Here is a 24721-nt window from a genome sequence, read left to right as displayed (position 1 = left end):
ATGATCCAGCCGACCGCCTGCCGCCTTCTGCCTGCCGCCTTCCTCCTCGCCTGCGCCCTGCTGCCCGCACCGTCGCCCGCGGGGGCTGCCGAACCCGTGCAACTCATCACCCGCGAGGAGGCCGGCCCGCCGGCGCCCGATGCCGCGGGTGTGCCGACGCGCAACCTGACGCGCGGCCCCGGTGTCGACACGCAGGGCACGCATGGCAGCGGCGTCGCCGGCAAGCCGCTGCGGCTGGCGGTGAAGTTCCTGCCGAGCAATGGCGTGCCGGTCGATCCCGAGAAGGTGCAGGTGATCTACCGCCGCCAGCCGGCGCTCGACGTCACCGCCCGCGTCAAGGCCTTCATCACGCCCCAGGGCATCGAGGCGCCCGCCGTTCTGGTGCCGCCGGGCAAGCACGTCATCGAGATCCAGGCTGTCGACAAGGAAGGCCGCATCGGCCGCGCCCAGATGACGCTGACGGTGGCGCCGGCGCCGTAGGGCCGCGCGCGTCATGCTCGGGCTCGACCCGAGCATCTCGGGACGAGCGAGGCTCCTCGCCCTTATCGGCCTGAGATTCTCGGGTCTGCGCGGAGCCTGTCCTTGGGCCGGCCGAAGGCCGGACCCGAGGGCTTCGCCCGAGAATGACGGACACACCAAATCCCCGCCCGCGCTCGCACGCAGGCGTAACAAACGAGGGGCAGCGGAGCGCCGCGAGGCGCGTAGTCTGAAATCCGCATCCGTTGAGCCAGGATGCGGCGCGGGCAGATTGAGCCACTGCCCGCACGCCCCGTGGCGCTCCGCTTGTCGGCGATTTTGGGCTCCGGGCCGCGCTTATCGGGTCGAAGGCCAGCCTTCGCCGCGAGCCCTTTCGACGCCAGTTCCCCTCATCGGGTTGTCGCGTCTATTCGGGCATGGGACGAAGGCGTGATGCCGCCGACCGGTCCAGCGAGCTCCTCGCACAGGGGCCGTAGTACCCCCAGGGCGGTGCCCCGAAGCCTCCCGAGTGCGGGGTGCAAACCCGCCCGCAGGCGCCGCGCCCACCCCCACCAACGGCTTGCCTTCCGGATGGCTGCCCCTCGGGGGTGAGGTGGTGGCAGAGTAAGGGCGGTGTGGGAGGCGGGGATAAACTTCAGTCGTGGATTCGGTTTCGGCGCTTTCTCTTAGCTGTGCGAGCCTGCTAAGAGCGCTATGGTGCGGTTGTCGAGAACCCGGACTCTGAGCGTGCAATGCGAATAGACCAATCCTCCGTCGATATTTCGACCCTTGTCGATAAAGTCCGGCGAAGCGAGATCGATCTACAGCCGAGTTTCCAACGCGGCCAAGTGTGGGCTGAGTCAAAGAAGCGGCGCCTCATCGATACGATTTTGCGGCAATGGTATGTGCCAGCCATTCACATTGTGGTAGTAGATGAATTTGACCGAGAGGAAATTCTTGACGGTCAGCAAAGGCTTAGAGCAATAATCGATTTTATGGAGGATAGATTTACAGTAGACGGTCGCATTGAGCCGGAAGACGAAGAAATAATATCTCTTCACGGTTCATTTTACTCGCAGCTACCTGAAAGAATAAAGTCAAAATTTCGTCGATTTACAATAACTACGGTCAGGCTTAGGGATTTTAATCCAGAGGAACCGGGCGAGCTATTTTTCAGACTGAATCAGCTGACGGCATTGACTGCTGCTGAGCAGCGAAATGCTTTGATAGGGGCGCCTCGTAATCAGGTTCGTGATTTAGTACGCCTTTTAGAAGAACAGATATCAGGCTATGGTATCGGTTTTACTAATGCTCGCATGAATTTTGACGACACTATCGCGCGCGTTGCAATTTATCTTGAACTTGGATCTTTAAGTGAGAAGGTTACAGCTAGCGTGCTCGAGAGACGATATAGGGCCGGAAATTCGTTTCCGTCCGGCATTCTAGATCGAATTGCGCGTTCAATATTTGCGATATCTAAATTAATAATTGTAAATAACGTTAGAACTCGGCTTAATAAAGCTAGCTTATTCTCCTGGTTGTATTTTTATTCATATTATGGAGTCGGGCAAAGCGAAGAAGCGCAATCCGATTTTTCGGAGTTTTTTGCTGCATTCGAAGCTGTTCGACTCGGACTGAGTGACACCAGTTGGTTAAAATCTAGGTTGAGTGATAGCGTGGGGGTTCGAACGCTGGAGGTTATTGCTTCGATATTTAACGATCGAGCCTCTTCTCGCGTGAATGATACTGCCTCTGTGGTTTTGAGAGATATGTGCCTTGCTGTTTCTTTCGTTGCTGCTTACCCATCATTCTTAAGGCATTCTCCGACTCTTGGCGATCGGATTGAGGTTGTAAATAGTACTCTGTATATTTTATCGGAATTTCCAAGCGACGTAGCGGAGCGCGCAATGGCGGAGTATCGCTTAGCGCGCCAGTGGGAGTCGCGCCGTGCGATTGGCTGAACTCAATAAACTGCGAGAAGATCTCAGCTCTCGTCACAAAGCAGCGGCTCCATCTATCGAATCGTTTAGAATCAAGAACCTCTCCGGCTTTGCAGATTGTGTTATCAATCCAAAAGGAGGCTTCTTGGTCATCTGCGGTGGAACAGGTGTCGGAAAAACAACGCTGTTGGAGCTACTCTATTCGTCGCTCCGCGGCGAAGATGACCCCGCGCCGAGGAATATGAGTCGATTATCCGGGGCTTTTGCTGAGGTGAATGTCGCGTTTCCAGCTGAAATGAAGGGGGATTACAGAGGGATATTTACATTAGATCAGGCTCCGGCAGGAGTTCAGACGGGAGTCCGTTTTGTGGGACTTGAGGCGAGAACTGCGGAGATTCAGTTTGCGCTTGCGGATGAGGATTTCGACGTACTTAAAGAAGGAGCAGGTCGGAAGTTTTTTGATAGAAGCTTGGTCGATTTGGTTTCTTTGGTTTGCTCTAAGTCTTATGATAGAATTTCATTTTATGAAACAGAGATTGGTGATAGAAACGTGCCAATTTTTGAAGTTGAAATGGATGGCCTGATTTACAATTCAAATTCGATGGCGACAGGGGAGCTTTCTGTATTTTATCTTGCATGGGTTATTTCCACGGCGCCTCCTTATAGTATTCTTATAATTGAAGAACCTGAAGCTCATCTTCCGCCGCTGAGTCATTTTGCAATATTTGGTTTGCTTGCGAGATATACTTTAAAACTTAAGCTGTGTCTTGTTATTTCTACGCACTCTCCCACTATTGCTTCAGAGGTGCCGGATCGTTCGCTGGTTTCGATTCGGCGCGCTGGAAGGCAGTCGATATTGCCTGTTGGCATAGAATCGAAAACAAAGATTTTGGCGCGTCTCGGTCTCCAACCCAGGCGTCAAGCCGTGCTGTTCGTAGAAGATAACCTCGCTCGAGATGTCCTTTACGAGCTAATTGCGGAACATGAAATCAATAGTGCTTGCTTTGTTGAGATCCATGTCTGTATAAACGGTGCTGGTGAGATTAAAACAAGACTTGAGAATATTCCATCAGGACTAACGTCTATATCATTTGTGGGCGTATTGGACGGGGATATGAGGCAGAAATCGGCGAGTTGGAAGACTGCAAATCCGATCGTGTTTTTACCTTTTGTAAAGGAGATGGAAGTTGAATTTTTAGATTCGGCTGAATCTAGCTTAGCTAATTTTACCAAACGAATTGGACGAAAGGTCGACAATCTAGAATATTCTTTGTCTTCGACTCAAGGTCAAAATTATCACGATAGGTATAAAAACGTTTCATATAAATTGAGAATGGATGAAATTGCGTTCACTAACCATGCTCTGAAGCATTGGGTTTCTAAAAAAGGCCGTACGCGCGCCGTCAAGCGCTTCATGTCTTCTTTGTCTAAGGCTATCGGATTGAATGGTATTTAGTTCTCTATCAAAAAATACATTTTGATATTCTATTATATGAGTATTTGAAAAAATTTAATCTTATTAAGTGCGTGGATCGGTTTGATTTTTTTGCTTTGCTCCGCTGCACGCGATTCAAGGCGAAAAAGGCGCCGCCTCGCGGCGGCGCCCTCGCATCATTAGTGCCTTAGCCCCTCACAGCTTCCCATAGGCCGGCAGGGTCAGGAAATCCTCGAACTGCGGAGCGAGCGAGAGGTCCGAGAACAGCGCGATCGCCTCGGGGAAGCGGCCCTTGTCGTAGGCTTCGGCGCCGAGTTCGGTCTTCACGCGGGCCATCTCCTCGGTGAGGCAGCGCCTGAACAGGTCGGGGGTGACCTTGGTGCCGCCTTCGAGTTCGACGCCGTAGCTGACGAACTGCCAAATCTGGGCGCGGCTGATCTCGGCCGTCGCGGCGTCCTCCATCATATTGTAGATCGGCACCGCGCCGCGGCCGCGCAGCCAGGCCTCGAGATACTGGACGCCGACGCGGATGTTCTCGCGGAAGCCCTCTTCGGTGCGCGTGCCCTGATGGACTTCGAGCAGGTCCTGCGCCGTGACCTGCACATCGTCGCGCTTCTTGTCGAGCTGGTTGGCCTGCGGCATCAGCCGGTCGAAGACCTCCATGGCGACGGGGACGAGGTCGGGATGGGCGACCCAGGTGCCGTCATGCCCGTTGCCGGCCTCGCGCTCCTTGTCGGCCTTGACCTTGGCGAAGGCGGCGGCGTTGGCCTCGGGATTGTTCTTGACCGGGATCTGCGCCGCCATGCCGCCCATGGCGAAGGCGCCGCGGCGGTGGCAGGTCTTGATCAGCAGCAGCGAATAGGCGTTCAGGAAGGCCTTGGTCATCACGACCTGCGAGCGGTCGGGCAGGACATAGGCCGGGTTGCGGGCGAGCTTCTTGATGAAGGAGAAGATGTAGTCCCAGCGGCCGCAGTTCAGGCCGGCCATGTGGTCGCGCAGCTCGTAGAGGATCTCGTCCATCTCGAAGGCGGCCGGCAGCGTCTCGATCAGGACGGTGGCCTTGATCGTGCCGGTCTTCAGACCGAGCGCTCCTTGCGCCGCGACGAAGACGTCGTTCCAGAGGCGCGCCTCGAGATGGCTCTCGAGCTTGGGCAGGTAGAAATAGGGGCCGGAGCCCGCCGCCAGGGCGGCCTTGGCGTTATGGAAGAGATAGAGCCCGAAATCGACCAGCGAGCCCGAGGCCTCCTCTCCATCGATCAGAATATGCCGCTCCGGCAGGTGCCAGCCGCGCGGGCGGATGATCAGCACGGCGGGCTTGGCCGACAGCTTGTAGGCCTTGCCGGTGGTCGGGTCGGTGAAGTCGATCGCGTTTGCCCAGCGGTCCTTCAGGTTGATCTGGCCCTCGACCATGTTGGCCCAGACCGGCGAGGAGGCGTCCTCGAAATCGGCCATGAAGACCTTCGCGCCGCAGTTCAGCGCGTTGACGATCATCTTGCGGTCGACCGGGCCGGTGATCTCGACGCGGCGGTCGAGCAGGTCGGCGGGGATCGGCGCCACCGTCCAGTCGCCCTCGCGGATATGGCGGGTCTCGGCCAGGAAGTCCGGCGTCTCGCCGGCGTCGAAGCGCTTCTGCCGCTCGGCGCGCAGCGCCAGCAGGCGCTTGCGCGTCTCGTTGAAGCGGCGGTGCAGATCGGCGACGAAGGCGAGCGCATCATGGCTCAGCACCTCGTCATAGCGCGCGGCGAGCGCGCCCTTGACGACGACGCCCTTGGGTAGGGTGAGGGAAGCTTCGGTCATGGCTCGCGCTCCGGCTGGCTTGTGCTGGCGCCCCTTATCGCCCGCAAGCATCCTTCACGAAAGAGCGCAAAAAGGTCAGGACCTTTGCCCAAATGGAAAGAATGGGCTGACGTGCCCCATCGAACGACCTGACCATTTTTCATCAAAAGCCGTCCACCAGGGCGATCCCGACAATTCGAGCGATCGGATTCAGCCGGCTGCAACAGAGGCTCCTTCTTGATGGTGGCGGGTATCGGGGGATAGCCATGAGAGTGCCTGCCATGCTGAAGCGGTTGAAATGGCTGAGGCGTCTGCGCTCGGACGAGCGCGGCAATGTGATGGTGATGTTCAGCTTCGCCATGGTCCCGATCATTGGGCTGACGGGCGCGACCATCGACTATTCCCGCGCCAGCGAAGCGCGGATGATGCTGAACTCGGCGGTCGACTCGGCGGCCCTGATGGCGGCGCGCGACGCGACCAAGCTCAGCGACAGCGAATTGCGCGAGCGGATCAACAAGTGGATCGCGGCCAATCTCAGCGGCGAGGCGGCCAAGAGCTTCACCAGTGCCACCATCTCCATCGACCGCACCAACCGCATCATCACGGTGGGCGCCAACCTCGCCGTCGACACCAGCCTGGCGCGGGTGATGGGCCAGAACAGCATCGCGGTGGCGAGCTCGGCCCAGTCGACCTGGGGCACCAATACGATCGAACTGGCGCTGGCGCTCGACAATACGGGCTCGATGGCCTCGTCCGGCAAGATGGACGCGCTGAAGGCCGCCTCGCTCGACCTGATCAAGATCATGAAGGAAGCGACGCTGACGACGGACCAGATCCGCATTTCGGTCGTGCCCTTCGCCACGCAGGTCAAGGTCTCGACCTCGCTGAAGGACGAATCCTGGCTGCGCTTCGACCAGACGCAGACGACCTGGTCCCGCGACCGCTGGGGCAACTGGATCGCCAACACGGTCACAATCAACAAGTCGAGCTGGACCGGCTGCATCAGCGACCGCGACCAGCCCAACGACGTCAAGGACAATGAGTCCGTCTCGGCTTATGCGACGCTGTACCCGGCGGATTTCTGCGCGCAGTCGACGCTGGCGCCGATCACGCCGCTGACATCCGACTGGACGGCCCTGACCAACGCGATCAATGCGATGACTCCGGTGGGGAACACCAACGTCACCATCGGCGCGAACTGGGGCATGGCGACGCTGACGCCGGGCGCACCCTTTACCGGGGCGAAGGCCTTCAACACGCCGCGCCTGCAGAAGTACATGATCCTGCTCACCGACGGCGAGAACACGCAGAACCGCTTCACGACCAATGGCAGCGCAATCGACGATCGCACCAAGCTCGCCTGCCAGAGCGCCAAGGATGCCGGTATCCGCGTGTACACGGTGCGCGTGATCAATGGCGACCGCACCTTGCTGCAGAACTGCGCCAGCACGCCGAGCATGTATTACGAGGTCAGCAACGCCGCGCAGCTCACGCCCGTCTTCCAGCAGATCGCCCGCGAGATCAGCCAGATCCGCCTGACGCAGTGAGCGCCGCGAAGCGCGCGAGGAAGCGCTCCTGCGCGGCCTGGGTGTCGAGCGGCTGCAACAGCACGGTTACCGCCCGCGGCAGCGCCTGCGGCCGGCCGAAATAGCGCAGCGCCTCGTCGCGCGAGAAGCCGGCCAGTTCCGTCGCCTCGAGGAAGGCGGCGATGGTGTCGGCCTCCTTGGTCTTGCGCTTCTGCATCGCGGGCGGGGCCGCCGGCAGGCCGAAGCGCAGATGAATGGCGCCGAGGAGGCGCGTCTCCACCGCCTTATAGGCGTCGCCCATTACGAGTTTGAAGGGCGAGATCATGTCGCCGATGACGTATTCCGGCGCGTCATGCAGCAGCGCCATCAGCTTCCAGGCCTGCGACCAATTGGGGTTGAGATGATCGGCGATCGCCTCGACCAGCAGGCTGTGCTGCGCCACCGAAAAGGAGTGCGGCCCTTGCGTCTGGCCATTCCAGCGCGCGACGCGGGCGAGCCCATGGGCGATGTCCTCGATCTCGACATCGAGCGGGGAGGGGTCGAGCAGATCGAGCCGGCGTCCGGACAGCATGCGCTGCCAGGCGCGAGGCGGGGCGGGGGCGCGGGCCATGGTCAGGCGGCGGGCTTGAGGTCGCGCGCCAGGGCGGCGCATTCCTGCCAGCGGAAGCAGCCGGTGAGGTGGTCGTTGACCAGCCCGCAGGCCTCCATGAAGGCGTAGACGATCGTCGGGCCGCAGAAGGTGAAGCCGGCCTTCTTCAACTCCTTCGCCATCGCCTCGGAGATCGCAGTCTGCGTCGGCACCTCGCCTTGCGTGCGGAAGCTGTTCTGCAGGACGCGGCCGTCGAGATGCTTCCAGAGGAAATCCGCGAAGGGCTCGCGCTCGCTGATGGCGAGATAGGCGCGCGCGCTCTTGATCGTGCCCTCGATCTTGCCGCGATGGCGGATGATGCCGGGGTCGGCGAGCAGGCGGGCGACATCGGCTTCCGTGAAGCGCGCGACCTGTTCCGGATCGAAGTTCGCGAAGCCGGCGCGGAAGGCGTCGCGCTTGCGCAGGATGGTGATCCAGGACAGGCCGGCCTGAAAGCCGTCGAGGATCAGCTTCTCCCAGAGCGCGCGGGAGTCGTATTCCGGCACGCCCCATTCGGTGTCGTGATAGGCGAGATAGAGCGGGTCGCTGCCCGGCCAGCGACAGCGGAACTTGCCGTCGGGCCCTGCGATGGCGACGCGCTCCTCGCCGGCAGTGATCGCATCGCTCATGCCGCGGCTCCGAAGCCCGCCTCGCCCGGGAAGGGGAAGCGGATGAAATCCGGCTTCACCAGCGTGAAGGCCATGCCGCCGCCGAGCAGGGGCTCTCCGGCCGCCTGTGCCTCGGCGACACGGTCGAGCCGGAGCAGAGCGAGCGCGCGGCCGTTGGCGCCGGAGCCGATCCGGCCCAGCGGCTTGCCGCCGGCTATCGCCTCGGCGCCGGTCTCGGCCGCGATGCCGCCCTCGAAGACGACCGGCACGACGCGGGTGCGGGCGGTGCCGCGATGCTGCATGCGGGAGACGACCTCTTGGCCGATATAGCAGCCCTTCTTGAAGGAGACGCCGCCGGTCTGGTCGAGCAGCGCCTCATGCGGGAAGGCGTCGCCATAGGCGAAATCGCGCCCGCCCTCGGGGATGCCGAGCGCGACGCGCCGCGCGTGCCAGTCGTCGGCGGGGGCGGTCGCGATCTCGGTGACGGCGTCGCGGTCGATCAGGGCGCGCTGGCCCAGGCCCGGCAGGCGCGGATCGGCATAGACGAGGCCGCTATCGGCCGGTAGCGCGCCGCCATCGGTCGCGGCGACCACGGCTGTCGCCTCCGTGAGGTCGTCCAGCGTCACCTTGGCGCGCAGCTTGTAGAGCTTGAGGCGTTTCATCAGGTCGGCGGTCTGGAGCAGGGGCGTGTCGAGCAGGAAGCCACCGCCCTCGTCCTCGGGGACCGCGACGATGAGAAAATCGCAGATGATCTTGCCCTGCGGTGTCAGCAGCGCGCCATAGCCGGCCTTGTCCGGCGTCACCGCCTCCAGGTCGTTGGTGACGAGGTTCTGCAGGAAGGGGCGAGCCTCCTCGCCGGCGACACGGATGACGCCACGGTCGATCAGATGGGTGACGGGCATGGCATCGGCTCCAGCGGACAGAGGCGATAGGTAGGCGGCTTCGCGCGCGTTCTCAACTCGCCAGCGCCCGTCGTTTCGGCTAATCGCGGTTCATTGCAGACCGACCGGGAGACCCGCCATGCCGCAGACCTTCGACGTGATCCTCAAGGGCGGCACGGTGGTGAACCATGACGGGCGCGTGCAGCGCGACCTCGGCATCACCGGCGGCAAGATCATGGCGCTCGGCGATCTCTCGCGCGCCTCGGCCGGGGAGGTCGTCGATTGCACGGGGCTGCACATCCTGCCTGGCGTGATCGACAGCCAAGTGCATTTTCGCGAGCCGGGGCTCGACCATAAGGAGGATCTCGAGACCGGCTCGCGCGCGGCCGTGCTGGGCGGCGTCACCTGCGTCTTCGAGATGCCCAACACGAATCCCCTGACCACGAGCGAGGCGGCGCTGGCCGACAAGATCGCGCGCGGGCAGCACCGCATGCATTGCGACTTCGCCTTCTGGGTCGGCGGGACGCATGAGAATGTGAAGGACATCCCCGAACTGGAGCGCCTGCCGGGCGCGGCCGGCATCAAGGTCTTCATGGGCTCGTCGACCGGCAACCTGCTGGTCGAGGACGATGAGGGCGTCGCCGCGATCCTGCGCCAGACGCGCCGGCGTGCCGCCTTCCACTCCGAGGACGAGGCCATGCTGCGCGAGCGGATGGGCCTGCGCGTCACGGGCGACCCGGCGAGCCACCCGGTCTGGCGTTCGCCGGAGGTGGCGCTGACCTGCACGCAGCGTCTGGTGCGGATCGCGCATGAGACGGGGGCCAGGGTGCATGTCCTGCACATCTCGACCGGCGACGAGATGCTGTTCCTGAAGGACCACAAGGATGTCGCCACGGTCGAGGTGCTGCCCAACCACCTGACCCTGGTCGCGCCGGACTGCTACGAGCGGCTCGGCACCTATGCCCAGATGAACCCGCCGATCCGCGACGACAGTCACCGCCAGCGCATCTGGTGGGGGCTCACACAGGGCATCGTCGACGTGCTCGGCTCCGACCATGCGCCGCACACGCATGAGGAAAAGCACCACGCCTATCCCGCCAGCCATTCCGGCATGCCGGGCGTGCAGACGCTGGTGCCGATCATGCTCGACCATGTGAATGCCGGCCGCCTGACGCTCGAGCGCTTCGTCGATCTCTCCAGCCACGGGCCGCAGCGCATCTTCGGGATGGAGGGCAAGGGACGCATCGCCGCCGGCTACGACGCCGACCTCACCATCGTCGATCTGAAGCGGCGCGAGACGATCACCAACGCCTGGGGCGCCTCGAAATGCGGCTGGACGCCCTATGACGGCGTCACCGTCACCGGCTGGCCGGTTGGCACCTATGTGCGCGGCCGCAAGGTGATGTGGGAGGCCGAGATCGTGACACCCTCGCAGGGCGAGCCGGCGCGGTTCCTCGAGGCGCTGCCGCGGGGGTGAGGGTTCGCGATTGAACCACTGTCGTCATTGCGGGGCAGGCCGAAGGCCTGAGCCCGGAACCCATGAACACTGTCCATGACGAGACGGGCGGCGATCGCCCCGCCTATTGCTGAACCATCAGCGGATCTGGGTTCCGGGCTCTTCGCTGCGCGAAGCCCCGGAATGACGGTGGAGGTTCACCCAAGCGTCACCGTCTCGGTAATGCGCCAGTCGGCTATGGGCACGTCCTGGCCCGACGTCACCACACAGAGGCGGTCGAAGCGGATCGGGCGGCCGGTGAGCGCGGTCGACACCTGCGCGGCGGCCTCCGCTTTCGGGCCGGCGGGGACCGGGCCGTAGAGCAGCGAGACATGCGGCAGGAAGGGCTCGCGCGCCTGCGGGTCGAGCCGCTGCTTGAGCGCGGCCAGCGGGGCCGACACGGCAAAGCGCGCATAGAAGGAGCGGAAGAAAGTCTCGCTCGTCTCGATCCCCAGCACCTCCCCGGAGAAAGCCGCGACCTCGTCGGCTGCGGCTGCGGCTGCGATCTCGGTCGCGAGCTGCGTCACCGGCCTGTCGGTATCGCCTGCGATGGTGAGGTGTGGCGTGAAGAGGGGCGTGCCGAAGCGGGCGGAGAGATCGGCGAGGACGCTCGCGAGCCGGGCGCCGTCTTCGGCCGCGGGCATGAGCCAGAGGGAGTGGATCGGGGCTGTCATCAGAGCTTCATAAACCTATTGCACACGGTCCGACACAGACGTTATGTTTGCTCCAAGCGTATCGGAAATGGAAGGTTCATTCCATTTCAGCCGAGCAAAATGCGCGTTTAGGGAGATGGCACCGTGCCAACCGACATGCCCAACGGGCCGCGCAGCGGCGCGTCGATCGCCGTGCGCGACCTGAAAGTCGCCTATGGCGGCACGCGGGTGCTGCATGGCGTCAGCCTGGATTTCGAGCCGGGCAGCTTCACTGCGCTGCTGGGCTCTTCTGGTTGCGGCAAGACCACTCTGCTGCGCGCCCTGTCGGGCTTCGTGCCGGTCGAGTCCGGCGCGATCCTGGTCGGTGGGCAGGACGTCGCCCCGTTGCCGCCCGAGAAGCGCGGCATGGCGATGGTTTTCCAGTCCTATGCGCTGTGGCCGCACATGACCGTGCTGCAGAACATGGGCTACGGGCTGAAGCTGCGCGGCGTGCCGAAGGCGCAGATCGCGGCCAAGGTCGGCGCGCTGCTCGCGATGCTCGGCCTTTCCGGCTATGAGGACCGCAAGGTCACGGCGCTGTCGGGCGGGCAGCGCCAGCGCGTCGCGCTCGGCCGGGCGCTGGCCATCGACCCCGGTATCCTCCTGCTCGACGAGCCGCTCTCCAATCTCGACGCCAAAATCCGCATGGTGATGCGCCACGAGATCCGCGCCATTCAGCAGCGGCTCGGGCTCACCGCGGTCCATGTCACGCATGACCGCGAGGAGGCCATGACCATGGCCGACCGGCTGGTGATCATGCAGGCGGGGCGCGTCGCCCAGGTCGGCACGCCGGAGGAGGTCTATGACCGTCCGGCCAGCGCCTTCGTCGCCAATTTCATGGGCGCGGAGAACGTTCTGCCGCTGCATGTGGCGCGCGCCGAGGGCGGCGCCTCTGTCATCGCCGGCACGGCGATGGCGCGGCTCGCGCCGGAGGCAGCCCAGGCGCTGCCGGCCGGCGAGGCGGTCGCCTATTTCCGCGACGATGTCGCCAGGCTCGACGCCAGCGACGCAGCGGCGGGCGGGGATCTGCTGGTCCCCGCCACAATCGCTGCGCGCGCCTATCCGGGCGGGGTCTATCGCTACCGGGTCGAGGCCGCCGGCCGCCAGATCACGGTCGACGACGCCGACCGCCACGAACTCGGAACCACGATCGGCCTGCGCATCCCGCTGCAGCGCCTGCACATCTTCCCGGCGTCCGAGGCCGGGATCGCCGCCTGACGTCCCACCACAGGAGTCTCCCATGCGCATCCTCACGATTGCCTGCTCGCTCGCGGCGCTGATGGCGGCATCCCCGCTTTCGGCCCAGACCCTCAACGTCGCCTCGGCCGGCGACCAGAACATGGTCGACTACGTCAAGGACTTCCTCGGCCCGATGTTCGAGAAGGCCAATCCCGGCGTGAAGGTCGTCTCGGTCGGGACCGGCGCGGGCGATTCCGGCTCGCAGAAGATCTACGAGAAGCTCGACGCCCAGAAGGGCTCGGCGACGACCGATTTCGACGTCGTCGTGATCCACCAGAAGGCCGCCGGCCAGATGGTCAGGGAAGGGCTGCTCGACAAATACACCGCCAATGTCCCGACGGCGAAGCTCGCCACCGGCGAGGCGGCCAAAAATGCGCTCGGCACCGACGTCTCGGGCTATGTCATCCCGATGTTCCAGTCGCAGACGGCGCTCGCCTACAATGCCGACATGGTCAAGACGCCGCCCTCGACCTTCGCCGAGCTGGCGGAGTGGGCGAAGAAGAACCCGAAACAGTTCGGCTATAACGGCATCAAGGGCGGCATGTCCGGCGTCTCCTTCGTCGCCGGCTGGGTCTACGCCTTCGGCGGCGACGCCGAGAAGCTGATGAAGGGCCCCTATGACGCTGCCACCAAGACGACTTGGGACAAGGCCTTCGCCGATCTCAAGGAGTTCAACAAGAACGCCACGATCACCCCCGGCAATGCCGGCACGCTCGACATGCTCAACCGTGGCGAGATCGCGATCGGCCCGGTCTGGGTCGACATGTTCTATTCCTGGCAGGCCGACGGCAAGCTGCCGCCGAACATGAAGCTGAAGCTGATCTCGCCCGGCATGCCCGGCCAGCCGATGTACTATGCCGTGCCCGCCAAGGCCGGCCAGAAGAAGCTGGCCGAGGCCTTCATCGCGCTCGCCACCTCGCCGCAGGTCCAGGCCGACGGCATCGTCAAGAAGTTCAACTGGTATCCGGGCATCGACGCCGCCAACCTCGAGGGCAAGCTCGACAAGGCCGCCTGGGACAAGCTCTTCGTCGACGTCACCCCGGCCGACCTCGCCAAGAACGGCAAGGCCTTCCCGATCGCGCCCTACTTCAACGACATCCTCGAGGGCTACGAGAAGAAGGTCGCGAACTGAGACGGCATCCCACGCCACGTCATTCTCGGGCGAAGCGCAGCGCAGACCCGAGAATCTCGGCCTCTAGCCCGCTGGTCTGAGAGATGGTCGGGTCAAGCCCGACCATGACGCAAGCCTCCGTCCCGGCTCGATGCCGGGCCGCTCCTCCTTCGAAAAGCGCAGTGGAATGAGCCTCTCCCAACGCCATCTGGCGCTGCTGCTGATCACGCCCGGCCTCGTGCTTGTCGCGGCGCTGTTTCTGTATCCGCTCGGCTTCTCGCTGATCTCCGCCTTCAGCAAGGACGGCGCGTTCACGCTGGAGTGGTTCGCCAAGGCGTTCGAGCTCTACTCGACCGACATGGTCTTCACGGTGGTGATCGTGCTCACCTCCTGCGCGCTGACGGCGCTGGCCGCCATCATCATCGCCGGCACGCTGACGCTGGGCGAGAACCGCTACATCGTCGGCACGCTGAAGGCGCTCTATCGCTGGCCGCTGTTCATTCCCTTCATCGTCGCGGCGCAGTGCATGCGCACCTTCCTCGCCAAGAACGGGCTGATGAACAACAGCTTCGTCTCGCTGGGGCTGATGGAGCCGCTGCAGGCGGTGAGCTATCTCGACTGGCGCGGCATCATCGCCACCTTCGTCTGGAAGCAGACGCCCTTCGTGGCGCTGCTGCTGGCGGGGGCCCTCGCCTCGATCGACCGGGCAACGCTGGAGGCCGGCCGCAATCTCGGCGCCTCGCGGCTGCGGGTGCTGATCGAACTCGCGCTGCCGCAGGTCATGCAGACGCTGCTGGTCGCGCTCGTGCTCTCCTTCGTGACGATGCTCTCGGTGCTGTCGGTCCCGCTGATGGTCTCGGGCTCGCAGCCGACCATGCTGACCGTCGACATGGCCTTCCGCATCAACGCCTATGGCGACTACGCCACCGCCAATGCGCTCGGCGTCATCACCTATCTGATCAGCGCGGGGGCCGCGATCCTGTATCTGCGCCGCGGCCTGTCGCAGGAGGCGCCGCGATGACGAGACTGGCCTCCTCCGCCCGCACGGTCCTGGCCGCGAGCCTGCTCGCCGCCTTCGCCTTCGTCCTGATCGGGCCGATCCTGAACCTCGCGCTCTGGTCCGTCGCCGAGCGCTGGTACACGCCATACAAGCTGCCGGTGACCTATGGCACGCGCTATTGGGAGCAGGTCTTCCGGCCGACGGGCGACGCCATGGCCTCGCTCGGCACCAGCGTCTGGATCGCGGTGCTGACGGTGCTGTTTGCGCTCGCCCTGTCGATTCCCGCCGGCTATGCGCTGGCGCGCTTGAGGCTGCCGATGCGGGCGCTGTTCATGCTGATGTTCCTGCTGCCGCAGGCGTTTCCGTCGGTGGCGATCTACATCAACGTCGCCCGGATCTTCTACCAGCTCGGCATCAACGGCACGGTGCTGGCGGTGGTGCTGGTCCATGCCGCGCATGGGCTGGTGTTCTCGGTCTGGATCGCGGCGGCGGCCTTTGCCGCGGTCGACAAGGATCTCGAACTGGCGGCGCGCAACATGGGCGCCTCGCCGCTGCGGGCCTTCTTCACCGTGACGCTGCCGCTGGCGGCGCCGGGCATCATCGCGAGCGGCATCTTCGTGTTCCTGGAGTCGCTCGACGAGTTCACCGGGACCTTCTTCGTCGGCGTGCCGCAGGTCACGACGCTGCCGCTGCTGCTCTACAATGCGGCGATGGGCGGCAACTATCAGGTCGCCTCGATCACGGCGCTGATCCTGCTCGTGCCCTCGGTGCTGTTCATGCTGTTCATCGAGCGCTTCCTGCGGGCCGACGTGCTCGCCAAGGTCGGGACGTGAGGGGCGGGCTTTCGCGGATCGCGGCTACAGGGTCTTAAGCTTTGCGCCCTTATCGTCGGTCTCGGCCCCTGCGGCCGGAAGGGCCAGCGGAGCGGCATGTCGATCACGGCGGGCGAGACGAAGGGCGGCGAGGGCGCGATCGATCCGCGCGCGGCGCAGGCTCGTGCGCGGGCGATTGCCGCCTTCCTCTCGGGCTTCGGGCTGTTCCTGCTGCTGCTGACGCTGCAGCCCTTTGCCGGGCCGCCGCAGACGCTCGAAGGCGAGTCGAGCGGCAACATCGTCAACCAGATCGGCTATGTCACGCTCGCGCTGATCTATGGCGGCGCGATGGCGGCGTTCTGCGAGCGGGCGGCGCTGGCGCGGCTGGGGACGAGCAGCCTGATTATCGTCTTCGCGGTCGCGGCGTTCTCGCTGCCGCAGGCGGTCGATTCCGAGGCTTCCTTCCGGGCGCTGCTGCTGGCGAGCTTCGCCATGGTGCTGGTCGCCGGCGTGCTGCTGCTGCCCTGGAGCGAGCAGAGCTTCGCCACCGCGGCGGCGCATGCGACGCTGGCGCTGCTCGCTCTGGTCTATGCCGCGCTGCTGCTGGCGCCGTCGCTGGCGATCCATGGTTCGGAAGGTGTCGAGGGCGTGCATGCCGGCCACTGGCGCGGGCATCTCACGCACAAGAACTACGCCGCCCCGGTGTTCTCGATGGTGGCGATGATCGGGATCTATGTCTGGCGCATGGGGCTGCGCTGGCGCGGCGCGGCGATCGTGCTGCTCAGCGTCGTCTTCGTGCTCAACAGCGGGTCGAAGACGACGATGGGGTTCCTGCCGATCGCGATCGGGCTCGTGCTGCTGGCGCGCCTGACGGGGCGGCCGCGGCTGATGCTGATCATGCATGCCTGCATGGTGCTGCTGGTCGGCGCTCTGACGGTGGGCACCGTGTTCTCGCCGGCGCTGCTCAAGCTTTCCGCGGCGATCAACGCCGACCCGACCTTCACCGGGCGCGACGAGATCTGGAAATTCGCCGCCGCCAAGATCGCCGAGAAGCCCTGGCTCGGCTATGGCTATGTCAGTTTCTGGCAGACGCCGGTGGTGACCCGGCTGGAGGAGAACTTCGAGGCGAGCTGGGACATCCGCGGCATCGGCTCCGGCCATAACAGCTATCTCGACGCGCTGCTGATGTTCGGCGTCCCCGGCGGTCTGGTGATGATCTATGTGCTGATGATCAAGCCGCTGGGGAATTATCTCGCCGCGCAGGCCGACCCGCAGCGCCGCCGCCTCGCCGATCTCGGAGCGATGATGGTGATGTTCCTGACCTATGTCGGGATGCTCGAATCCTTCTTCCTCAACCGGGCCGAGCCGATCTGGCTGCTGGCGGCCTTCTCCGTCCTGACACTGGAACTCACCAGCCGGATGGGCGTGCGACAGGGCTGAGGCCGCAGTCGCTGCACCGGCTTCAGCGCGCGGCCGCGGGTGCGATGGTCTCGGCGGTCGGGCCGGCCGCCGGCATGACGATGCGTCGCTTCAGCCTCAGGAAGGGCTTCTCGACGTAGAGCCAGGACAGCAGCGCGAAGATGATCGTCAGGGGCAGCGAGGCGGCGAAGAGCAGCGCTCCGGAGCCGTGGAGGATGGCGAATTTGGCGATCAGCGCCTGCTGGATCGGGAAGCCGTAGAGATAGATGCCATAGGAAATGTCGAGGCGGTTGATCGACGTCGGCAACTGCAGCGGCAGCAGGCCGATATAGATCACGCAATAGGTCAGGAACGGCGCCACGAGGAAGCCCAGTTCGCGATCGCCCGCCATCAGCAGCATCGCCGCAGCGAGAGCGCCAAGGAAGAGCAGCCAGTGCATCTTCAACGCGTCCCGCCACTGGTAGAAGACGCAGCCAGCGAGGAAATGGAGCACGGCCACCGACCAATGGTAGTTGCCGGGCTGGGCCCCGAAGCCGAAGCGATAGGCGGCCGCCGTTCCGGCACAGGCGAGGCCGAGCAGCCCGAAGGGCAGCAGCAGCCGGTGGCGCAGCACGCCGACGCCGATCATCAGCGCCATCAGGATGTAGCAGTAGAATTCCGGCTTCAGGGTCCAGAGGTTCTGGTTGACCGTGTTGGGCAGGGGATTGGTTTCGAAGACGCCCGGCAGCTCGAAGCGGATGCGGCCGACGATGTTGCCGAAATACTCGATGAAACGGATGTCGCGGACATAGTCGATCAAGGGATAGGTGGTGAAGAGCGGCCCCAGAACGATCGCCGAGAGCGAGACCTCGACCAGCAGGGCCGGCGCGATCCGCAAAATGCGCAGACCGAGGAAGGGCGTCACGGCCGCAACGCGGACGGCGCTGCCGGTGACGAGAAACCCGCTCAGCGCAAAGAAGGCCGGAACCAGGCTGAGCAGGAGGATGCCTTTTAGGCCGGTCCAGTCCTGGCTGACGTCGGCGCCCGCAATCCAGCCGGAATGGGCCGCGAGGATCAGGATCGAGAGGTAGAGGCGCAGCGCGTTGAAGCCCGGACCTTCGCCGCGATGGGCACGCAGGATGTCGCCTGCACTCGGAGCCGGACGGCTGGAGCCGATCATGTCAGGAAAAACTCCGCCGATCGGCGCGGGATGGTTAACGCCGTCTTAACGTTGTGCACGGCGACAGGGTGAAAGCCCACCGCCGATCGGCTTTATGGTTAACGGAGGGCCTCCGCCCGCGGGCCGGTGACCCCGGTTCCGTGCTTGCGGCAGGGCCTCCATCGCCGCACACTCGCGCGGCATGAAACTTGTGTCCGGCGGAGGGACCGCGCGGTCGCGTCTGCGCCAGGAAGCCTTCATGAGCTACGATCTCGTCATCGCCGGCGGCACGGTCGCCACCGCCTCCGACACCTTCTCCTGCGATATCGGGGTGCGCGACGGGACGATCGTGGCGCTGGGGCATGATCTCGGGCCGGCCAAGGAGACCATCGACGCCACCGGCCATCTCGTCCTGCCCGGCGGTATCGACAGCCATGTCCACATCGCCCAGCCGAGCGGCGAGGGCATCGTCATGGCCGACGATTTCGCCTCGGGCACGCTCTCGGCCGCCTTTGGCGGCAACACCACGGTGATGCCGTTCTGCATGCAGGAGAAGGGCACGTCCCTGCGCCAGACGGTGAAGGACTATCACAAGCTGGCGGAGGGGCGCTGCTACACCGACGTCTCCTTCCACCTCGTCATCTCCGAGCCGAGCGAGCAGGTGCTGGGGCAGGATCTGCCGGCGCTGATCGAGGACGGCTACACCTCCTTCAAGGTCTTCATGACCTATGACGGGCTCGCCCTGAACGACCGCGAGATGCTGGAGGTGATGTCGGTGGCGCGCGAGACCGGCGCGCTCGTCATGGTCCATGCCGAGAACTACGACGCGATCCGTTTCCTGACCGACCGGCTGGAGCGGGGCGGCCATATCGCGCCGAAGTTCCACGGCACCTCGCGGCCGATTCCCGTCGAGCGGGAGGCGACGCATCGCGCGATCTCGCTCGCCGAACTCGTCGATGTCCCCGTGATGATCGTCCATGTCTCGAACCGCGAGGCGATGGAGGAGATCGCACGAGCCCGGTCGCGGGGCCTCAAGGTCTATGGCGAGACCTGCCCGCAATATCTCGTGCTGACCGAGAAGGACATGGACGGCCTCAACATGGAGGGCGCGAAATATGTCTGCTCGCCGCCGCCCCGCGACACCGCCAGCCAGCAGGCCTGCTGGGAGGGGTTGTCGAACGGCATCTTCAACGTCTTCTCCTCCGACCACTGTCCGTTCCGCTATGACGACCCGGCCGGCAAGCTGATCCCGAAGGGCAGGACGTCGTTCCGCTGGGTGCCCAATGGCATCCCGGGCGTCGAGACAAGACTGCCGATCCTGTTCTCTGAAGGCGTCGGCAAGGGGCGGATCACGCTGAACCAGTTCGTCGCGCTGTCCTCGACGAACCACGCCAAGACCTATGGGCTGACGAAGAAGGGCTCGATCGCGATCGGCATGGATGCCGACATGGCGATCTGGGACCCGAAGCGCGAGGTCACGATCAGCCAGTCGCTGCTGCACCATGGCAGCGACTACACACCTTATGAGGGCATTGCGGTGACGGGCTGGCCGGTGACCACGATCCTGCGCGGACAGGTGCTGGTGCGCGACGGCCAGCTCGTCGGCAAACCAGGGCAGGGCGGGCATGTCGCGCGCGAGCGCTCGGCTTTGGCCGCGCCCGCTGGTCAGTTGCCGACATCGTTCGCGCCGGCCGGGCGCTACCGGTGACGGAGCTGCCTTAGCCGCGCGAGCGGATCAGCGCCACGCCGCTGGCGACGACGATGGCCGCCCCCAGCAGGGTCGCCACTGTCGGCACCTCGCCGAAGGCGAGATAGCCGATCAGGCAGGCGGCGATGATCTGCGAATAGATCATCGGCGAGATGACCGCGGTCGGCGCGCGGCGGAAGGCCTCGATCAGCAGGAGATGGGCGAGCGTGCCGAAGGCTCCGCCCACCGCCAGCACGCCCCATTCCCAGGGCTCCATCCGCGACCACGACCAGGGCAGGGCGAGCGAGGTCAGCAGGAAGGCGAAGAAGCCGACCTGGAAAAGCATCGCCAACGGGTCTTCATCGGCGGCGATAGCGCGCGTCAGCACGTGATAGCCGGCATTGCACAGCGCCATCGCGAGGGGGAAGATCAGAAAACTCCCGGCGCCCGGTGCCGTCGGCTGCAGCGCGACCATGACGCCGCCAAAGCCGATCAGGATCAGGGCCCAGCGCCTGAGCGATGGGCGCTCCTTCAGGAAGACCATGGCGAGGATGGTCGCGATCAGCGGCGCCGAGAAGGTGATCGCATAGGTCTGGGCCAGCGGCATGGATTTGAGCGCCAGCACGATGAAGACCGTGGTGCCGACCAAGGCCGCGCCGCGGCCAAGCTGGATGACGGGATGGCGCGTCACCAGCATCCGGCGCGCGCCGAAGAGCGGCATGACGGCGACCAGATAGATGACCTGGAAGAGGTTGCGGCCCCAGGCGAGGAACAGCACGTCATGCCGTGCCGCGAGTGCCTTCAGGATCGAATCGAGGCTGACGAAGCAGAAGGTCGACACCACCATCAGCGCGGCACCGATAAGGATGTCGCGCCGGGCTTTGGTGGCGGCTGCGCTCTCCGCCTCAGACAAGGGCGACCTGCCGGGGCAACGCAGCTTTCGCGAGCGGAGAGATCATCGAGCGGCGCGTTCCTAGCGGCGTCTCATCGGCACCACAGATCCAAGCGGATGGCCAGAGCCATGCCGTGGGGGTGGCCCTGCTGCGCCTGCGCATCGGCTCCAACAAAAAGCGCCCCGGCGAGCCGGGGCGCGAGGCAGTCGGGAGGTTTGTGGCCGGGACTTACTTCTTCTTGCCGTCCGGGCCGAACTGCTTGAGATAGGCGATCAGATTGGTGATCTGGGCATCGTCCTTGAGGCCCGGATAGATCATCTTGGTGCCGGGCGTGACGCCGCGCGGATCCTTGATGTAGACGCGGAAATTGTCCTCGTTCCAGACCTTGTCGAGCGACTTGTAGGCCGCCGAATAGGTATAGCCGGGATGCGTCCCGGCCTTTCGGTTGTCGAACAGCCCGTTCAGCACGGGGCCGACGGCGTTCTTGGCCGTTTCGCCGACCTGATGACAGGTCCGGCACTGGAGGAAGACCTTCTCGCCGGCGGCGACATCCTGTGCCTGGGCGGTGGCGGGCAGGAGTGAGAGGAAACCGGCTGCGGCTGCGTAGGCAAGCTGTCTCATGGCGTGTGACCTTTCCGAGACTTCGTCCAATTCCAACGAAGACGATACGCGCGAAAAGGTTCCGGCGATCACCCCGTCGTCGCTCATTCTGGTCTTCAGGCCTCGCGCCTCTTGCGGATCGTCGGGGGCCAACCGTCCAAAAAGCACGACCAAAGCGATTGCATGTCGTGCGACTCCTTCGTAGTGTATCGACAGCTTGACATCAATATGTAAATTCAAGCTGACACATCAGGCGCGAAGGGGAATGGAATGCCAACGACCCCGCTTCTGGACGGCATCGCCTCTCCTGCCGATCTGCGCCGCCTGTCACCATTCCAGCTGAAGCAGCTCGCCGACGAGCTGCGGGCCGAGACGATCGATGCGGTCTCCGTCACCGGCGGCCATCTCGGCGCCGGCCTCGGCGTCGTCGAACTGACGGTCGCGCTCCACCATCTCTTCGACACCCCGCGCGACACGCTGATCTGGGATGTCGGCCACCAGGCCTACCCCCACAAGATCCTGACCGGGCGGCGCGACCGTATTCGCACGCTGCGCCAGGGGGGCGGGCTCTCCGGCTTCACCAAGCGCGAGGAGAGCGAATACGACCCGTTCGGCGCGGCCCATACCTCGACCTCGATTTCGGCCGGGCTCGGCTTTGCCGTCGCACGCGACCTCAAGGGCGCGGACGGACATGTCGTGGCCGTGATCGGCGACGGCGCGATGTCGGCCGGCATGGCCTATGAGGCGATGAACAACGCCGGGGCGCTCGGCAAGAGGCTGATCGTCATCCTCAACGACAACGACATGTCGATCGCCCCGCCGGTGGGAGCGCTGTCGGCGCATCTGGCCAAGCTGCTCTCCGGCAAGACCTATCTCTCGCTGCGTGATCATGGCCGCCAGCTCACGCGGCGGCTGGGGCGCGGGCTCGATTCGAAGATCACCCGCGCCGTCGAGCATGCGCGCGGCTACCTCACCGGCGGCACGCTGTTCGACCAGCTCGGCTTCTACTATGTCGGGCCGATCGACGGCCACAATCTCGACCATCTCATTCCGGTGCTGCGCAATGTCCGCGACGCGCCGAACGGGCCGATCCTCGTCCATGTCGTGACGCAGAAGGGTAAGGGCTATGCCCCGGCCGAGGCGACGGCGGACAAGTACCATGCGGTGGTGAAGTTCGACGTCGCGACCGGGCAGCAGGAGAAGGCGCCGGCCGCCGCGCCCTCCTACACCAAGGTCTTTTCGCAGTCCCTGCTGCGCGAGGCGGCGCGCGACGACAAGATCATCGCCATCACCGCGGCCATGCCCTCGGGCACGGGGCTCGATGCCTTCGCGAAGGCGTATCCGTCCCGCTTCTTCGATGTCGGCATCGCCGAGCAGCATGCGGTGACCTTCGCGGCCGGGCTCGCCTGCGAGGGGCTCAAGCCGGTCTGCGCGATCTACTCGACCTTCCTGCAGCGCGCCTATGACCAGATCGTCCACGACGTCGCGCTGCAGAAGCTGCCGGTGCGCTTCGCGATCGACCGCGCCGGGCTGGTCGGCGCCGATGGCGCGACCCATGCGGGGGCCTTCGACACCGCCTATCTCGGCTGCCTGCCCGGCTTCGTGCTGATGGCGGCGGCCGACGAGGCCGACCTTGTCCATATGGTCGCCACCGCCTGCGCCCATGACGAGGGGCCGATCGCGCTGCGCTATCCGCGCGGGGACGGCGTCGGCCTCGCACTGCCGGATGTCGGTGTGCCCCTAGAGATCGGCCGCGGGCGGGTGCTGCGGGAGGGCACGCGGGTCGCCATTCTCTCCTATGGCACGCGGCTGGGCGAATGCCTCGCGGCGGCCGAGCGCCTCGACGCGATGGGGTTGTCCACCACCGTCGCCGATGCGCGCTTCGCCAAGCCGCTCGACCGGGCGCTGATCCGGCGCCTGGCGCAGCATCACGAGGCGCTGATCACGGTCGAGGAGGGCTCGGTCGGCGGCTTCGGTTCCTTCGTGCTGCATGCCCTGGCCGATGACGGGCTCTTCGAGGCCGGGCTGAAGATCAAGACGCTGACGCTGCCGGACCGCTTCCAGGACCAGGATACGCAGGCGCGGCTCTATGCGCAGGCCGGGCTCGATGCCGATGCGATCGTGGCGGTGGCGACAGGGCTCTGCCGACCGGCCGCGCGGCGGAGCGCCATGGCGGCCGCGGCAGGCCTGCGGCTGGTGCCGGGGCACGCCTCCGGCACCGTCCCGCTGCACGAGGCCTCGACATGAACGCCGTGACGCCCTTCAAGCGCCCGCTGACGGTGCTCCTGGCCAAGCCGCGCGGCTTCTGCGCCGGCGTGGTGCGGGCGGTCGAGATCGTCGAGCGCGCCATCGCGCAGACGGGCGCGCCGGTCTATGTCCGCCACGAGATCGTCCACAACACCCATGTCGTGGACGGCCTGCGCGCCCAGGGCGCCGTCTTCGTCGGCGAGGTCGACCAGATCCCGGCGGGCGCGACGACGATCTTCTCGGCCCATGGCGTGTCGCGCGGGGTCGAGGCGGCGGCGGCGGCGCGCGGTCTCGACGTGATCGACGCCACCTGCCCGCTCGTTCAGAAGGTCCACAATCAGGGCCGGCGCTATGCGCAGCTCGGCTACGACGTCGTGCTGATCGGCCATGAGGGGCATGCCGAGGTCGAGGGCACGCGCGGCCAGATCGACGGGCGGCTGCATGTCGTCGCCACGGCCGCCGAGGTGGCCTCGCTGGTCGTCGCCGATCCCGAGAAGGTTGCGTATATCAGCCAGACGACGCTGAGCGTGCAGGATACGCGCGAGGTCATCGCCGCGCTGACCGCGCGCTTCCCGGCGATCGTCGGCCCCGACATCCGCAACATCTGCTATGCGACCCAGAACCGGCAGGCGGCTGTGCAGGCGATGGCGCCGCATTGCGACCTCATCCTCGTCGTCGGCTCGCGCTCCTCCTCCAACACGACGCGGCTGCGCGAGGTCGGCGAGATCGCCGGCGTCGCGAGCCATCTGATCGAGGGGCCGGATGCGATCGATCCGGACTGGTTCGATTCAGTCGAGACCGTCGGCTTCACGGCGGGGGCCTCGGCGCCCGAGCGGCTGATCCAGGATGCGATCGACCGGCTGCGCGGCTTCCGCTCGGTCACGGTGCGGGAGCTCGAGGGCGTCGACGAGGAGGTGGTGTTCCGCCTGCCGCCGCGGCTGGTCGAGGCGATGGCGTCCTGAAACGGGGAGAGACGGCGATGGACGGGCTCCTGGATCATGCGGATGTCGTCGGGCGCTCGTCCCGCGAGGAGCCGCAGCCTGTCGAGACGGAGCGGCCCTCCGGACCGGCGCGGGCCGTCGCAATCCGCAGAACGGCGCAGCGCGCCGCAGCCGCGACAGCGACCGCTTCCACCGAT

At 64.9% G+C, this 24721-nt stretch carries 21 protein-coding genes; 13 read left to right on the top strand and 8 right to left on the bottom strand.

Going from position 1 to position 24721, the window contains the following annotated elements:
- From ACFPN9_RS10905 to ACFPN9_RS10895, 3 genes are all read left to right on the top strand, one after another.
- Positions 1-480: a hypothetical protein gene (locus tag ACFPN9_RS10905; protein WP_066726358.1), complete on the top strand. Its 480-nt coding sequence runs from the start codon at positions 1-3 to the stop codon at positions 478-480.
- 728 nt (positions 481-1208) lie between these two features.
- Positions 1209-2417 (top strand): DUF262 domain-containing protein, encoded by a 1209-nt coding sequence (locus ACFPN9_RS10900; protein WP_082735147.1) that lies wholly within the window; start codon positions 1209-1211, stop codon positions 2415-2417.
- Complete coding sequence (locus tag ACFPN9_RS10895; protein WP_377816910.1) at positions 2404-3852, top strand: ATP-dependent nuclease; 1449 nt, start codon at positions 2404-2406, stop codon at positions 3850-3852. The genes ACFPN9_RS10900 and ACFPN9_RS10895 overlap by 14 nt, the downstream gene beginning before the upstream one ends.
- Before the next feature lie 174 nt (positions 3853-4026).
- Here the strand turns inward: ACFPN9_RS10895 and aceB are convergent, their stop codons facing one another.
- Positions 4027-5628 (bottom strand): malate synthase A, encoded by a 1602-nt coding sequence (gene aceB, locus ACFPN9_RS10890; protein WP_066721587.1) that lies wholly within the window; start codon positions 5626-5628, stop codon positions 4027-4029.
- Positions 5629-5873: 245 nt separating this feature from the next.
- Between aceB and ACFPN9_RS10885 the strand changes: the two genes are divergently transcribed.
- Entirely contained in the window at positions 5874-7154 is a 1281-nt protein-coding gene (locus ACFPN9_RS10885; protein WP_082735145.1) for a vWA domain-containing protein, read from the top strand.
- Here the strand turns inward: ACFPN9_RS10885 and ACFPN9_RS10880 are convergent.
- From ACFPN9_RS10880 to ygfZ, 3 genes are read right to left on the bottom strand one after another with little or no spacing between them, the layout of a single operon-like run.
- Positions 7129-7743 carry a YfbR-like 5'-deoxynucleotidase gene (locus ACFPN9_RS10880; protein ID WP_066721583.1) on the bottom strand — a complete coding sequence of 205 codons (615 nt, stop codon included), beginning with the start codon at positions 7741-7743 and terminating at the stop codon, positions 7129-7131. The two genes, ACFPN9_RS10885 and ACFPN9_RS10880, sit on opposite strands and share 26 nt — an antisense overlap.
- A 2-nt stretch (positions 7744-7745) precedes the next feature.
- Entirely contained in the window at positions 7746-8390 is a 645-nt protein-coding gene (locus ACFPN9_RS10875) for a DNA-3-methyladenine glycosylase I (RefSeq protein ID WP_082735144.1), read from the bottom strand.
- Positions 8387-9271, bottom strand: a complete 885-nt coding sequence (gene ygfZ, locus ACFPN9_RS10870; RefSeq protein WP_066721581.1) for a CAF17-like 4Fe-4S cluster assembly/insertion protein YgfZ — start codon at positions 9269-9271, stop codon at positions 8387-8389. The genes ACFPN9_RS10875 and ygfZ overlap by 4 nt, the downstream gene beginning before the upstream one ends.
- 118 nt (positions 9272-9389) lie before the next feature.
- Between ygfZ and ACFPN9_RS10865 the strand changes: the two genes are divergently transcribed.
- The gene (locus ACFPN9_RS10865; RefSeq protein ID WP_066721579.1) at positions 9390-10727 is read left to right on the top strand and encodes a dihydroorotase; all 1338 of its coding nucleotides are present in this window, start codon (positions 9390-9392) and stop codon (positions 10725-10727) included.
- Between the two features lie 176 nt (positions 10728-10903).
- Here the strand turns inward: ACFPN9_RS10865 and ACFPN9_RS10860 are convergent, their stop codons facing one another.
- Positions 10904-11419: a hypothetical protein gene (locus tag ACFPN9_RS10860; RefSeq protein ID WP_066721578.1), complete on the bottom strand. Its 516-nt coding sequence runs from the start codon at positions 11417-11419 to the stop codon at positions 10904-10906.
- Between the two features lie 123 nt (positions 11420-11542).
- On the opposite strand from ACFPN9_RS10860, the gene ACFPN9_RS10855 reads away from it, so the two are divergent.
- The 5 genes from ACFPN9_RS10855 (at position 11543) to ACFPN9_RS10835 (ending at position 17039) form a co-directional block, all read left to right on the top strand.
- A complete protein-coding gene (locus ACFPN9_RS10855) occupies positions 11543-12655 on the top strand; it encodes an ABC transporter ATP-binding protein (protein WP_245282427.1) in 1113 nt (370 codons plus the stop codon).
- A 22-nt stretch (positions 12656-12677) separates the two neighbouring features.
- Positions 12678-13808 (top strand): ABC transporter substrate-binding protein, encoded by a 1131-nt coding sequence (locus ACFPN9_RS10850; RefSeq protein ID WP_066721573.1) that lies wholly within the window; start codon positions 12678-12680, stop codon positions 13806-13808.
- A gap of 166 nt (positions 13809-13974) precedes the next feature.
- Positions 13975-14808, top strand: coding sequence for an ABC transporter permease (locus ACFPN9_RS10845; protein WP_066721571.1), 834 nt, complete (start codon positions 13975-13977; stop codon positions 14806-14808).
- Entirely contained in the window at positions 14805-15620 is an 816-nt protein-coding gene (locus tag ACFPN9_RS10840) for an ABC transporter permease (RefSeq protein ID WP_066721568.1), read from the top strand. Before ACFPN9_RS10845 ends, ACFPN9_RS10840 begins: the two co-directional genes overlap by 4 nt.
- Positions 15621-15716: 96 nt before the next feature.
- Positions 15717-17039 carry an O-antigen ligase family protein gene (locus ACFPN9_RS10835; protein ID WP_066721567.1) on the top strand — a complete coding sequence of 441 codons (1323 nt, stop codon included), beginning with the start codon at positions 15717-15719 and terminating at the stop codon, positions 17037-17039.
- 22 nt (positions 17040-17061) lie between these two features.
- Here the strand turns inward: ACFPN9_RS10835 and ACFPN9_RS10830 are convergent, their stop codons facing one another.
- Entirely contained in the window at positions 17062-18177 is a 1116-nt protein-coding gene (locus tag ACFPN9_RS10830; protein WP_066721566.1) for an acyltransferase family protein, read from the bottom strand.
- Positions 18178-18415: 238 nt separating this feature from the next.
- On the opposite strand from ACFPN9_RS10830, the gene hydA reads away from it, so the two are divergent.
- Entirely contained in the window at positions 18416-19864 is a 1449-nt protein-coding gene (gene hydA / locus ACFPN9_RS10825; protein ID WP_066721564.1) for a dihydropyrimidinase, read from the top strand.
- 10 nt (positions 19865-19874) lie between these two features.
- Here the strand turns inward: hydA and ACFPN9_RS10820 are convergent, their stop codons facing one another.
- Both ACFPN9_RS10820 and ACFPN9_RS10815 read right to left on the bottom strand, forming a co-directional pair.
- A complete protein-coding gene (locus ACFPN9_RS10820; protein WP_066721562.1) occupies positions 19875-20756 on the bottom strand; it encodes a DMT family transporter in 882 nt (293 codons plus the stop codon).
- A gap of 208 nt (positions 20757-20964) precedes the next feature.
- Complete coding sequence (locus tag ACFPN9_RS10815) at positions 20965-21357, bottom strand: c-type cytochrome (RefSeq protein ID WP_066721560.1); 393 nt, start codon at positions 21355-21357, stop codon at positions 20965-20967.
- 249 nt (positions 21358-21606) lie between these two features.
- On the opposite strand from ACFPN9_RS10815, the gene dxs reads away from it, so the two are divergent.
- Together dxs and ispH are read left to right on the top strand one after the other, a co-directional pair.
- Positions 21607-23583, top strand: coding sequence for a 1-deoxy-D-xylulose-5-phosphate synthase (dxs, locus tag ACFPN9_RS10810; protein ID WP_082735143.1), 1977 nt, complete (start codon positions 21607-21609; stop codon positions 23581-23583).
- Positions 23580-24545 carry a 4-hydroxy-3-methylbut-2-enyl diphosphate reductase gene (gene ispH, locus ACFPN9_RS10805; RefSeq protein ID WP_377816897.1) on the top strand — a complete coding sequence of 322 codons (966 nt, stop codon included), beginning with the start codon at positions 23580-23582 and terminating at the stop codon, positions 24543-24545. The genes dxs and ispH overlap by 4 nt, the downstream gene beginning before the upstream one ends.
- Positions 24546-24721 lie beyond the last annotated feature (176 nt).

The organism is Allobosea massiliensis (assembly GCF_042655245.1).
GTDB lineage: Bacteria > Pseudomonadota > Alphaproteobacteria > Rhizobiales > Beijerinckiaceae > Allobosea > Allobosea massiliensis.
The sequence above is the reverse complement of the archived record's forward strand: the minus strand, read 5'-3'. Positions and strand labels throughout refer to the sequence as shown.